Source organism: Actinosynnema mirum DSM 43827 (assembly GCF_000023245.1).
GTDB classification, from domain to species: domain Bacteria; phylum Actinomycetota; class Actinomycetes; order Mycobacteriales; family Pseudonocardiaceae; genus Actinosynnema; species Actinosynnema mirum.
Genome location: NC_013093.1, coordinates 354,838 through 367,008 on the forward strand (window position 1 = coordinate 354,838; position 12,171 = coordinate 367,008).

The 12,171-nt window shown below is 71.6% G+C and carries 11 protein-coding genes; 9 read left to right on the forward strand and 2 right to left on the reverse strand.

The genetic code is table 11. The annotated features are described in order from the left end of the window. The first annotated feature begins 3 nt into the window (after window positions 1–3). Genes panC through AMIR_RS01665 form a run of 3 tightly spaced genes read left to right on the forward strand, consistent with a single transcriptional unit; the run spans window position 4 to window position 2,175 of the window. Entirely contained in the window at window positions 4–894 is an 891-nt protein-coding gene (panC, locus tag AMIR_RS01655) for a pantoate--beta-alanine ligase (RefSeq protein WP_012782957.1), read from the forward strand. Between the two features lie 14 nt (window positions 895–908). After that, complete coding sequence (gene panD / locus AMIR_RS01660; protein ID WP_012782958.1) at window positions 909–1,379, forward strand: aspartate 1-decarboxylase; 471 nt, start codon at window positions 909–911, stop codon at window positions 1,377–1,379. Between the two features lie 10 nt (window positions 1,380–1,389). Beyond that, window positions 1,390–2,175: a type III pantothenate kinase gene (locus AMIR_RS01665; RefSeq protein ID WP_012782959.1), complete on the forward strand. Its 786-nt coding sequence runs from the start codon at window positions 1,390–1,392 to the stop codon at window positions 2,173–2,175. Between the two features lie 74 nt (window positions 2,176–2,249). Here the strand turns inward: AMIR_RS01665 and AMIR_RS01670 are convergent, their stop codons facing one another. Next, window positions 2,250–3,029, reverse strand: a complete 780-nt coding sequence (locus AMIR_RS01670; protein WP_012782960.1) for a class I SAM-dependent methyltransferase — start codon at window positions 3,027–3,029, stop codon at window positions 2,250–2,252. A 62-nt stretch (window positions 3,030–3,091) separates the two neighbouring features. Between AMIR_RS01670 and lysS the strand changes: the two genes are divergently transcribed. The 5 genes from lysS to AMIR_RS01695 all read left to right on the forward strand — a co-directional run bounded on the left by lysS (window position 3,092) and on the right by AMIR_RS01695 (window position 8,419). After that, a complete protein-coding gene (gene lysS, locus AMIR_RS01675; protein ID WP_012782961.1) occupies window positions 3,092–4,603 on the forward strand; it encodes a lysine--tRNA ligase in 1,512 nt (503 codons plus the stop codon). A 118-nt stretch (window positions 4,604–4,721) separates the two neighbouring features. Further along, complete coding sequence (locus tag AMIR_RS01680; RefSeq protein ID WP_012782962.1) at window positions 4,722–5,072, forward strand: histone-like nucleoid-structuring protein Lsr2; 351 nt, start codon at window positions 4,722–4,724, stop codon at window positions 5,070–5,072. A 316-nt stretch (window positions 5,073–5,388) separates the two neighbouring features. Continuing rightward, window positions 5,389–6,393, forward strand: coding sequence for a FecCD family ABC transporter permease (locus AMIR_RS01685; RefSeq protein ID WP_012782963.1), 1,005 nt, complete (start codon window positions 5,389–5,391; stop codon window positions 6,391–6,393). Continuing rightward, window positions 6,390–7,574: a FecCD family ABC transporter permease gene (locus AMIR_RS01690; RefSeq protein ID WP_012782964.1), complete on the forward strand. Its 1,185-nt coding sequence runs from the start codon at window positions 6,390–6,392 to the stop codon at window positions 7,572–7,574. The genes AMIR_RS01685 and AMIR_RS01690 overlap by 4 nt, the downstream gene beginning before the upstream one ends. Next, complete coding sequence (locus tag AMIR_RS01695; RefSeq protein ID WP_012782965.1) at window positions 7,571–8,419, forward strand: ABC transporter ATP-binding protein; 849 nt, start codon at window positions 7,571–7,573, stop codon at window positions 8,417–8,419. Before AMIR_RS01690 ends, AMIR_RS01695 begins: the two co-directional genes overlap by 4 nt. Window positions 8,420–8,446: 27 nt before the next feature. Here AMIR_RS01695 and AMIR_RS01700 read toward each other — a convergent pair whose 3' ends face one another. Further along, window positions 8,447–9,262, reverse strand: coding sequence for a (2Fe-2S)-binding protein (locus tag AMIR_RS01700; protein WP_012782966.1), 816 nt, complete (start codon window positions 9,260–9,262; stop codon window positions 8,447–8,449). A gap of 270 nt (window positions 9,263–9,532) precedes the next feature. On the opposite strand from AMIR_RS01700, the gene AMIR_RS01705 reads away from it, so the two are divergent. Beyond that, window positions 9,533–12,091: an ATP-dependent Clp protease ATP-binding subunit gene (locus AMIR_RS01705; RefSeq protein WP_012782967.1), complete on the forward strand. Its 2,559-nt coding sequence runs from the start codon at window positions 9,533–9,535 to the stop codon at window positions 12,089–12,091. Window positions 12,092–12,171 lie beyond the last annotated feature (80 nt).

Sequence of the window (12,171 nt, forward strand, 5' to 3'; positions counted from 1 at the left end):
CCGATGACGAAGCCGCTGACCAAGGACGACTACACCCCCGGCGGGGTGACCGTGCACCGCGACCCCGAGCGGCTGCGCCGCGTCACCAGGGCGCTGCGCTCGGCGGGCCGCAACATCGCGCTCGTGCCCACCATGGGCGCGCTGCACGAGGGCCACCGCAGGCTCATCCGCGAGGCCCACGTCCTGCAGAACACCGTCGTGGTGGTGTCGGTGTTCGTGAACCCGACCCAGTTCGGCGAGGCCGCCGACCTGGAGCGCTACCCGCGCGACCTGGACGCCGACGTGGAGGTGTGCCGCCAGGAGCGCGCGCCGCTGGTGTTCGCCCCCGAGGTCGCCACCATGTACCCGGCGGGCAGCCAGGTCACCCTCGACCCCGGACCGCTCGGCTCCGAGCTGGAGGGCGCCAGCAGGCCCGGCCACTTCGCGGGCGTGCTCACCGTCGTGTCGAAGCTGTTCAACGTCGTGCAGCCCGACTACGCCCTGTTCGGCGAGAAGGACTACCAGCAGCTCTCCCTGATCGGGCGGATGGCCACCGACCTGAACGTGCCGACCGCCGTCGTCGGCGTGCCGACCGTGCGCGAGTCGGACGGGCTCGCCCTGTCCTCCCGCAACCGCTTCCTGTCCGAGTCGGAGCGGGAGAGCGCCACCGCGCTGTCCGCCGCGCTCGTCGCCGGCTCGCACGTGAGCGCCCTGGGCGCGGAGGCCGTGCTGTCCACCGCCCGCGCGACGCTCGACGCCGTGCCGGGCCTCGACCTGGACTACCTGGAGCTGCGCGCCCCCGACCTCGGCCCCGCGCCGGTGAACGGGGACGCCCGCCTGCTGGTGGCGGCCCGCGTCGGGTCGACCAGGCTGATCGACAACGTCCCCGTGCTGCTCGGCGCGGGCGACGAGTAGGGAGGAGCGCCGCCATGTTCCGCACGATGCTCAAGTCGAAGATCCACCGGGCCACCGTCACCCAGGCCGACCTGCACTACGTCGGCTCGGTCACCGTGGACGAGGACCTCATGGACGCCGCCGACCTGCTGGCGGGCGAGCAGGTCGCGATCGTGGACGTCACCAACGGGGCCCGCCTGGAGACCTACGTCATCCCCGGCGAGCGCGGCTCCGGCGTCATCGGCATCAACGGCGCCGCCGCGCACCTGGTGCACCCCGGCGACCTGGTCATCCTCATCGCCTACGGGTCCATGGACGACGCCGAGGCGCGCGCCTACCGGCCGCGCGTGGTGTTCGTCGACGCCGACAACAAGGTCGTGGAGCTGGGCTCGGACGCCGCGCGCGCCCCCGAGGGCTCCGGGCTGCTCAGCGGCGCGGTGACCGCGCAGGCACTCGCCGAGACGGCCGACGCCGCCGCCCTCGACGCGCTCATCCAGAACCAGTAGGGGGAACACGGTGCTGCTCGTCATCGACGTCGGCAACACGAACATCGTCCTCGGCCTGTACGACGGCACGGGGGACTCCGCCGCGCTCGTGCACAGCTGGCGGATGCGCACCGACGCCAGGATGACCGCCGACGAGCTGGCGCTGACCATGCGCGGCCTGCTCGGCGAGTACGCCGACAAGATCACCGGCATCTCCGCGCTGTCCACCGTGCCCGCGGTGCTGCGCGAGCTGCGCGTGATGCTCGGCCGCTACTACGCCTCGGTGCCGAAGGTGCTGGTCGAGCCGGGCGTGCGCACCGGCGTCCCGCTCCTGGTGGACAACCCGAAGGAGGTCGGCTCCGACCGGGTCATCAACACGATGGCCGCGCACCACCTGCACAGCACCGCGTGCGTCGTGGTCGACTTCGGCACGTCCACCAACCTGGACGTCATCTCCGCCAAGGGCGAGTTCCTCGGCGGCGCGCTGGCGCCCGGCATCGAGATCTCGGTGGACGCGCTGGCCGCCCGCGCCGCGCAGCTGCACAAGGTCGAGCTGGTCCGGCCGCGCTCGGTGATCGGCAAGAACACCGTCGAGTGCCTCCAGTCCGGCATCGTCTACGGCTTCGTCGGCCAGGTCGACGGCCTGGTGCGGCGGATCGTGGAGGAGCTGGCCACCGTCGACCCCGGCCCGGTGACCGTGCTGGCCACCGGTGGTCTCGCGCCGCTGGTGGTGTCCGAGTCGACCGCGATCCAGATCCACGCCCCCGACCTGACCCTGCTGGGCCTGCGCCTGGTGTTCGAGCGCAACATGCGCTGACCCCGGCCCCGCGATCGGCCGCCGCCCCTGATCCCCACCGCGGGACCGGGGGCGGCGGCCGATCGCGGGGAGGGTCAGACCCGCACCATCCGCTTGACCATCACCCGCAGCGGCAGGTCGAACCCGTCCCGCGTCTCCTCCCTGGAGCGCAGGAAGTCCAGCGCCTTGGCCTCCAGGGCCAGCCGCTCGGCCTCCGGCAGGGTGGCGACCCCCGAGTGCGTCCGCAGCGTCGCCACGAGCGTCTCCGGGGTCCTGCGCTGCCGGTGCGCGAACCGCGCGGTCTCCTGGTCGTGGAACATCTCGTGCTGCGGCATGATCTCGGCCGGGCCGCCCGACGAGCCGATCTTGTGCGGGTCGCCGTCGACGCCCCACACGGCCGACAGGTAGTCGGCCACCCACGGCACGGTGTGGTCGTCGCCGGTCCACAGCGCCGCCAGCACCCCGCCCGGCCGCAGCACGCGGGCGATCTCCGCCAGCGCCCGCGTCTGGTCGAACCAGTGGAACGCCTGCCCCACGACGACCGCGTCGACCGTGCCGCCGGGCACCGGGATGCGCTCGGCCGTCCCCGGCAGGGCCCGCACGCCCCCGTTGCGCCTGACCAGCTCCGAGAGCATCTGCTCGTCGGGCTCCACGGCCGTCACGTGGTGGCCCAGCGCCACCACGCCCGCGGTCAGCTTGCCGGTGCCCGCCGCCAGGTCCAGCACGCGCAGCGGCGTGCTCTCCAGGGGGTCCAGGCACCACTTGATCGCCTCGGCCGGGTAGTCGGGCCGGTGCTCCGCGTAGGCGGACGCTTGAGCCCCGAAAGACGCGGCCCGGCGAGCCCACAGGTCCGCGTGGTCTTCTGCGCTCGTCACCACCCACACCCTAGTGAGAACCCGTTCGATTCCCCGATAGCCCTTTCCGTACCCTTCCCGGTGTGAGTGAGCAGCCTCAGACCGGTTCCCCGACCAGCGACGACGACCTTCCCGAGCAGCTCCGGGTCCGCCGGGAGAAGCGGGCGCGGCTGCTGGAGCGCGGCGTCGACCCGTACCCAGTCGAAGTAGCCCGCACGCACTCGCTCCGCGAGGTGCGCGAGGCGCACACCGGGCTGGACCCCGACACCGGCACCGGCGAGGTGGTCGGCGTGACCGGCCGCGTCATGTTCATCCGGAACACCGGCAAGCTGGCCTTCGCGACCCTGCGCGAGGGCGACGGCACCGAGCTCCAGGCCATGCTGAGCCTGAACAAGGTCGGCGAGCAGGCGCTCGCCGACTGGAAGAGCGACGTCGACCTCGGCGACCACGTCTTCGTGCGCGGAGAGGTGATCACCTCCCGGCGCGGGGAACTGTCCGTGATGGCGGACGAGTGGGCCATCACGGCGAAGGCGCTGCGCCCGTTGCCGGTCGCCCACAAGGAACTCGCGGAGGAAACCCGCATTCGGCAGCGGTACGTCGACCTGATCCTGCGGGAACAGGCGCGCGACACCGTGCGCAACCGCGCCAAGCTGGTGCGCTCTCTGCGCGAATCGTTCCACCGCAGGGGTTTCACGGAAGTCGAGACCCCGATGTTGCAGACCTTGCAGGGGGGCGCGGCGGCGCGGCCGTTCGTCACCCGCTCGAACGCGCTGGACATCGACCTGTTCCTGCGGATCGCGCCGGAGTTGTACCTGAAGAGGTGCGTGGTCGGCGGTATCGAGAAGGTCTTCGAGATCAACCGGAACTTCCGCAACGAGGGCATCGACTCCTCGCACTCGCCGGAGTTCTCGATGCTGGAGTACTACGAGGCGTACGCGACGTACGACACGAACGCGGTGATGACCAGGGAGCTGATCCAGGAGGCGGCCATGGCCGTCGCCGGTTCGCACGTGGTCACCCTGGTCGACGGCACCGAGTACGACCTGGGCGGCGAGTGGACCACGCTGACCATGTACGGCTCGCTGTCCGAGGCCGCAGGCGTCGAGGTCACGCCAGGGACCAGCGTGGACGACCTGCGCGCGCTCGCGGACAAGCTCGGTCTGGAGACCGACCCGAAGCTCGGCCACGGCAAGCTCGTCGAGGAGCTGTGGGAGCACCTGGTGGGCGACCACCTGCACGCGCCCACGTTCGTCCGGGATTTCCCGGTCGAGACCTCGCCGCTGACCCGCCAGCACCGCAGCACCCCCGGTGTGGCGGAAAAGTGGGACCTCTACGTGCGCGGTTTCGAGTTGGCGACCGGATACTCCGAACTGGTCGACCCGGTGGTCGAGCGGGAGCGGTTGGAAGCGCAGGCCAGGTTGGGCGCGAGCGGTGACGTGGAAGCGATGCCGGTCGACGAAGACTTTCTGCGATCGCTGGAGTACGGAATGCCACCGAGCGGTGGTGTGGGAATGGGCATCGACCGCCTGCTGATGGCCATCACGGGCCTCGGTATCCGGGAGACGATCCTGTTCCCCCTCGTGCGCCCGGAATGAGTAACTTCTAGGACTCCGTGCGGCGCATTCCTCGACTTGTGCGCTAACCTGCTGGCGCACATGTTTTTTGGTCGCGGTCGGGGAGCACGCCGCGCATTCGAGTCCCAGGAGGATACGCATGGCGCAGAAGGTCACCGTGACCCTGGTCGATGACCTGGACGGCGGTGTCGCCGAGGAGACGGTCGACTTCGGCCTGGACGGTGTGGCTTACCAGATCGACCTTTCTTCGGTGAATGCGGGCAAGCTGCGCTCCGCGCTCGGCGCGTTCACCACCGCCGCCCGCAAGACCGGTGGTCGCAAGCGCGGCCCCGGCCGCCCGGCAGGTGTGAAGGCCGCCGCCCGACCCGCCTCGGCGGACCGCGAGCAGAACCAGGCGATTCGGGAGTGGGCCCGCAAGCAGGGCATGAAGGTCTCCGACCGCGGTCGCATCCCGGCCGAGGTGCTGGAGGCCTACCACCAGCAGGGGTGAGGATTGAGTGGCGCTCGCCACGGCAATTCCACTGACCCGCGAAGGGGTGTCGGATGAATGATCCGGCACCCCTTCGGCTTGTTTTGACAAAGTTCTCCGGAGTCAACGGGTAATACCCAAATGAGACGTGCGTCGCGCTTCGATCTTGGGTTGCCGGGCGGTTTGCCCTGCGGTTCCCACTGCGGGTGCACGACCGATCACCCAGAGAAAACCTCCGCGACTTGTCGGGGTCGTCCGGAGAACCCGCTGGTCACGACCCCTGGCAAGTTCGGTTAGGCTCACCTCACCGTTCCACGGCGGGTCATGAGGAGAGCGCGTGGTGACCGTCCGCACGACCCGCCGCTACGGCGTGCTCGCGCTGCTGCTGGGCGCGCTCGCCCTGGCCGCCGCCGCGAGCGTCGCGTTCGGCTCCAAGTCGATCGACCTCGGCTCGGTGGCGCACGCCCTGCTCAGCCCGACCGGCACCGAGGACGACTCGATCGTCCGCGAGCTGCGCCTGCCCAGGACGGGCTTCGCGATCGCCGTCGGCATGGCGCTGGGCATCGGCGGCGCGCTGATCCAGGGCCACACCCGCAACCCGCTCGCAGACCCCGGCATCCTCGGCATCAACCAGGGCGCGGGCTTCGCCGTGGTCCTCGCGATCTCCCTGCTGGGCGTGACCAGCCCGCTCGGCTACGTCTGGTTCGCCTTCGCGGGCGCGCTCGCCGCCAGCGTCGTGGTCTTCCTGCTCGGCTCCGGCCGGAACGGGCCCACCCCGGTCACCCTCGCCCTCGCGGGCGCCGCGGTCAGCGCGCTGCTCCAGGGCCTGATCTCCGGCGTGGTGCTGTCCGACCGGCAGAGCCTGGACTCGTTCCGGTTCTGGCAGGTCGGCTCGGTCGAGGGGCGCGACGTCGAGGTCCTGTGGCAGGTGCTGCCGTTCCTGGTCGTCGGGCTGGTGCTCGCGGCGTTCAACGCGCCAGGGCTCAACGCCCTCTCGCTCGGCGACGAGGTGGCCCGCTCGCTGGGCCAGAACGTGAACCGCACCAGGGCGCTGGGCATCGGCGCGATCACCCTGCTGGTCGGCGGCTCGGTCGCGGCCTGCGGGCCGATCGGCTTCCTCGGCCTGGTGGTCCCGCACGCCGCCCGCGCGGTGACCGGGCCGGACCACCGGTGGCTGCTGCCGGTGGCCGGGCTGATGGGCGGCGTGCTGCTGCTCGTGGCGGACGTCCTCGGCCGGGTGGTCGCCCGGCCCGGCGAGTTGGAGGTCGGCATCGTGATGGCCCTGGTGGGCGCCCCGTTCTTCGTCGCGCTGGTCCGCCGCCGGAACCTGGTGAAGCTGTGAGCGGGGACGGCGGCGCGGCGGGGGAGGGGACCGCTGCGCACGGCGCGACTGCCACCGGCGCCACCGCGGTCGGCCTCGCGTCCGGCGTCCCGGTCGGTGGCGACGCGCTCGCGCGCCCGACCGTGAAGGGCCGCACCGGCGTCCGCCTCGGCCCGCTCTCCTGGCCGCTGCGCTGGCGCCCGATCGCCCTGGTCCTCGGCGGCCTCGCGCTCGCCGCGACCGTCCTCGCCGTCGCCATCGCCTACGGCGACTTCCCGATCAGCCTCGGCCAGGTCGTCGACGTGCTGCTCGGCGGCGGCAGCCGCAGCCAGCGGTTCGTCGTCATGGAGCTGCGCCTGCCGCGCGTGCTCACCGGCCTGCTGGTCGGCGCCGCGCTCGCCGCCTCCGGCGCGATCTTCCAGGCCATCTCCCGCAACCCGCTGGCCACCCCGGACATCATCGGCGTCACCTGGGGCGCGGGCACCGGCGCGGTGCTGGTCATCGTCCTGGCGGGCAGCTCCGGCGCCGCCGCGGGCGCGGTCGCCCAGGTCGGCGTGCCGCTGGCCGCGCTCGCCGGCGGCCTGATCGCCGGGCTGGTGGTCTACGGCATCGCCTGGCGGCGCGGCATCGAGGGCTTCCGGCTCGTCCTGGTCGGCGTCGGCGTCACCGCGATCACCGCGAACGCCACCCAGTACCTGCTCACCAAGGCCGACGTGAACGACACCGCCCGCGCCATGGTCTGGATCGCGGGCAGCCTCAACAACCGGGGCTGGGAGCACATCGTCCCGGTCGCGCTCGCCCTGGTCGTGCTGCTGCCCGCCTCCGTGCTGGCCACCCGCACGCTCGGCGCGCTCCAGTTCGGCGACGACACCACCAGGGGCCTCGGCGTGCGGCTCAACGGCGCCCGCACCGCCCTGCTGCTGCTCGGCGTCGTGCTCGCCGCCGTGGCCACCGCCGCCGCGGGCCCCGTCGGGTTCGTGGCGCTGGCCGCCCCGCAGATCGCCGTGCGCCTGGCGGGCACGGCGACCCCGCCGCTGTTCGGCTCGGCCGTCGTCGGCGCCGTGCTGGTCGTGCTCTCCGACCTGATCGCCCGCCAGCTGATCGACGGCACGGAGCTGCCGGTCGGCGTGGTCACCGCCGTGCTCGGCGCCCCGTACCTGATGCACCTGCTCATCCGCAGCCGCCGGGAGGCGAGGACATGACCACGGCACCCCCGTCCCCCAGCGCGCGCCTGCGCGCCCACGAGCTGTCGATCGGCTACGGCGACCGGGTGATCGTCGACCGGCTCGACCTGGACGTGCTCGACGGCGCCGTCACCGCCGTCATCGGCCCCAACGGCTGCGGCAAGTCCACGATGCTGCGCGCGCTCGCCCGCCTGCTGCCCACCAGGGGCGGGCAGGTCCTGCTCGACGGCAGGCCGATCACCGAGGTGCCCACCCGCGAGGTGGCCAAGGTGCTCGGGATGCTGCCGCAGACCCCGCAGGGCCCCGAGGGGTTGACCGTGGCCGACCTGGTCGCCAGGGGCAGGCACCCGCACCAGGCCTGGTACCGGCAGTGGTCCGGCGACGACGAGGCCGCCGTCGCCGAGGCGCTGCGGCTGACCGGCATGGAGGACTTCGCCGAGCGCACCCTCGACCAGCTCTCCGGCGGCCAGCGCCAGCGCGCCTGGATCTCCATGGCGCTCGCCCAGGGCACCGACCTGCTGCTGCTCGACGAGCCCACGACCTACCTGGACCTCGCGCACCAGATCGACGTGCTGGACCTGGTGCGGCTGCTGCACGCCGAGGGCGGGCGCACGATCGTCATGGTGCTGCACGACCTGAACCTCGCCGCCCGCTACGCCGACCACCTGGTGGCCATGAAGGACGGTCGGATCGTGGTGCAGGGCGCGCCGTCCGAGGTGCTGACCGAGCAGGTGCTCAAGGAGGTCTTCGGGCTGGAGGCCGCCGTCATCGAGGACCCGGTCGCGGGCACCCCGATGGTGGTGCCGATCCGGTCCACGACGCACGCGGCGGCCAACCGCAGGAAAGACCACCCGAAGGGCTGATCCTTCCGGCGAACGGCGGAGAGCCGGTCACTTCCCGCAGACGCGGGGGCAGGTGTCACACGCCTGCGCCCCCGGAAGGGTGAAGTGGAAGCAGCAGCTCTCCCGGCGGCGCGTCCAGGTCCCGTCGACCACGCGCAACGTCGTCGCCGAGGTGTACGGGGCCTCGGGGAACGGCAGCAGCAGCGCGGAGTCCGCGACCCCGGCCGCCTCGTCGCCGCCGTGCAGCCCGGCCAGCCACGCCGAGCCGTCCAGCGCGTCCGTGGCCGCCGCCCACAGCGCCCGCCTTCCCAGCCGGGTGGTCGGGCCGTAGGCGGCGGCGAACGCGGCGGCGTGCCCGGCGAACCGGGCGCGCAGCAGCGCGGCCAGCGCGGACTCGTCGGCCACGACGGTCGCCTCGGGGTGGTTGCCCGCCGGGTCGCTGGGCAGGCAGGCGAAGCCGCCCGCCAGCAGCGCCACGCCGACCACGTCGGGCCTGCCGTCGTCGGCCAGCCGCAGCGCCAGGTCCTCGGGGCGCAGCGACGGGACCCGGCGCGCCCGGTGGAACAGCGCGCCGCCGAGCATCCCGACCGCGCCCAGGTACCAGCCGAGCACGTACCCGGCCGTGGCGCGCTCGGTGGAGCCGCCGTGCTGCCCCTCCAGCCAGTCCGCGAGCTCGCCGCGCCAGGCGGTGAACCGCCCCGGATCGGCGAGCAGGTCGGAGCACCGGGTCCATCCATCGGGTGCGCCGCCGCCCGTTCGCTCGTAGCGGATCTCCAGCCACCCCACCAGGGAGGACGTGGCCGAAACGGTGTCCGCCAGGGGGTTCAGCGCGTCGCGGGGGTCGATCCGCGCCGGTACGGTCATGGGGAAGCAGGGTCCTTGTGGTCGTGCCGTCTGAGGTTTGCCTTACCTTACCAATGGCGGTGTTCGCGCTCAGCGGACAACGCCCGGTTCGCGGAATCTGCCTGGCAGATGACCCGTTGTAACCGGATGTAGGAGTTCCCCGAAGACGACAGGCTCTGAACGGAAGCGGAGAGCGACGGGGCAACGACTACAGTGGTCCCACGGTGCCGCGCTCTCCACGGATGCCAGTGGCGAGCCGAGGACCGCCGGCGCAGCAGTCAGGGAGTGCGAATGTTCGAGAGGTTCACCGACCGCGCGAGGCGGGTGGTTGTCCTGGCCCAGGAAGAGGCCAGGATGCTCAACCACAACTACATCGGCACCGAGCACATCCTCCTGGGTTTGATCCACGAGGGTGAGGGTGTCGCCGCCAAGGCGCTGGAGTCGTTGGGGATCGCGCTGGAGGGCGTGCGCCAGCAGGTCGAGGAGATCATCGGCCAGGGCCAGCAGGCACCCAGCGGGCACATCCCCTTCACCCCGCGCGCCAAGAAGGTCCTGGAGCTGTCGCTGCGCGAGGCGCTGCAGCTCGGGCACAACTACATCGGCACGGAGCACATCCTGCTCGGCCTGATCCGCGAGGGCGAGGGCGTCGCCGCCCAGGTCCTCGTGAAGCTGGGCGCGGACCTCAACCGGGTCCGCCAGCAGGTGCTCCAGCTGCTCTCCGGCTACTCCGGCGGCAAGGAGCCCGCCGAGGCCGGTGGCCGGGGCGAGGGCACGCCGTCCTCGTCGCTGGTGCTGGACCAGTTCGGCCGCAACCTGACCTCCATGGCCCGCGAGGGCAAGCTCGACCCGGTCATCGGGCGGGCCAAGGAGATCGAGCGGGTCATGCAGGTGCTGTCCCGGCGCACCAAGAACAACCCCGTGCTCATCGGCGAGCCCGGCGTCGGCAAGACCGCCGTCGTCGAGGGCCTGGCGCAGATGGTCGTCAAGGGCGAGGTGCCCGAGACGCTGAAGGACAAGCAGCTCTACACCCTCGACCTCAGCTCGCTGGTGGCCGGTTCCCGCTACCGCGGTGACTTCGAGGAGCGCCTGAAGAAGGTGCTCAAGGAGATCCGCACCCGCGGCGACATCATCCTGTTCATCGACGAGATCCACACCCTGGTCGGCGCGGGCGCCGCCGAGGGCGCGATCGACGCCGCGAGCATCCTCAAGCCGATGCTGGCGCGCGGTGAGCTCCAGACCATCGGCGCCACCACGCTCGACGAGTACCGCAAGTACGTCGAGAAGGACCCGGCGCTCGAGCGCCGCTTCCAGCCGATCCAGGTGGGCGAGCCCTCCCTGGAGCACACGATCGAGATCCTCAAGGGCCTGCGCGACCGGTACGAGGCGCACCACCGCGTCTCGATCACCGACTCGGCGCTGGTGGCCGCGGCGACGCTGGCCGACCGGTACATCAACGACCGGTACCTGCCGGACAAGGCGATCGACCTCATCGACGAGGCGGGCGCGCGGATGCGCATCCGCCGGATGACCGCGCCGCCGGACCTGCGCGAGTTCGACGAGAAGATCGCGGACGTGCGCCGCGACAAGGAGTCCGCGATCGACGCGCAGGACTTCGAGCGCGCCGCGAAGCTCCGCGACCAGGAGAAGACCCTGCTGGGCCAGAAGGCCGAGCGGGAGAAGCAGTGGAAGGACGGCGACCTCGACGTCGTCGCCGAGGTCGACGAGGAGCAGATCGCCGAGGTCCTGGCGAACTGGACGGGCATCCCGGTCTTCAAGCTGACCGAGGAGGAGACCACCCGCCTGCTGCGCATGGAGGACGAGCTCCACAAGCGCATCATCGGCCAGGTCGAGGCCGTCAAGGCCGTCTCGCAGGCCATCCGGCGCACCCGCGCCGGCCTGAAGGACCCCAAGCGCCCCGCGGGCTCGTTCATCTTCGCCGGCCCGTCCGGCGTCGGCAAGACCGAGCTGTCCAAGGCGCTGGCGAACTTCCTGTTCGGCGAGGACGACGCGCTCATCCAGATCGACATGGGCGAGTTCCACGACCGCTACACCGCCTCGCGGCTCTTCGGCGCGCCTCCCGGCTACGTCGGCTACGAGGAGGGCGGCCAGCTCACCGAGAAGGTGCGGCGCAAGCCGTTCTCGGTCGTGCTGTTCGACGAGATCGAGAAGGCCCACAACGAGGTCTACAACACCCTCCTGCAGGTGCTGGAGGACGGTCGCCTCACGGACGGCCAGGGCCGGACGGTGGACTTCAAGAACACCGTCATCATCTTCACGTCGAACCTCGGCACCTCGGACATCTCGAAGGCCGTCGGACTGGGCTTCGCGTCGGGGCAGGACAACGCCTCGAACTACGAGCGCATGAAGAACAAGGTCAACGACGAGCTGAAGAAGCACTTCCGCCCGGAGTTCCTCAACCGCATCGACGACATCATCGTGTTCCACCAGCTGACTCGCGACGAGATCATCCGGATGGTGGACCTGCTGATCGCGCGCGTCGAGACGCAGCTGAAGAACAAGGACATGGCGATCGAGCTGACCGAGAAGGCCAAGCAGTTGCTGGCCAAGCGGGGCTTCGACCCCGTGCTCGGCGCCCGTCCGCTGCGCAGGACCATCCAGCGCGAGATCGAGGACCAGCTGTCGGAGAAGATCCTGTTCGGGGAGCTCCAGCCCGGCCAGATCGTCATCACCGACGTCGAGGGCTGGGACGGCGAGTCCGACCAGCACGACAAGGCGAAGTTCGTGTTCCGCAGCGAGCAGAAGCCGACCAAGGTCCCCGACTCCCCGCCGGTGGACCTGGCCGGTGCGGGCGGCGACGACTCCGCCCAGAGCGAGGCCTCGGGCGAGTGACCTGAGGCGGTCCGCCGCCCAGGAGAAGCTCGGAGAACAGCAGGGGAGCCCCCGTGGAGTCCACGGGGGCTCCCCTGCGT

Excerpts from the sequence above, each read along its gene's own strand:
- panC (WP_012782957.1), top strand. The coding sequence starts at position 4 with ATGACGAAGCCGCTGACCAAGGACGACTACACCCCCGGCGGGGTGACC.
- panD (WP_012782958.1), top strand. The coding sequence starts at position 909 with ATGTTCCGCACGATGCTCAAGTCGAAGATCCACCGGGCCACCGTCACC.
- AMIR_RS01680 (WP_012782962.1), top strand. The coding sequence starts at position 4,722 with ATGGCGCAGAAGGTCACCGTGACCCTGGTCGATGACCTGGACGGCGGT.
- AMIR_RS01695 (WP_012782965.1), top strand. The coding sequence starts at position 7,571 with ATGACCACGGCACCCCCGTCCCCCAGCGCGCGCCTGCGCGCCCACGAG.
- AMIR_RS01700 (WP_012782966.1), bottom strand. The coding sequence starts at position 9,262 with ATGACCGTACCGGCGCGGATCGACCCCCGCGACGCGCTGAACCCCCTG.
- AMIR_RS01705 (WP_012782967.1), top strand. The coding sequence starts at position 9,533 with ATGTTCGAGAGGTTCACCGACCGCGCGAGGCGGGTGGTTGTCCTGGCC.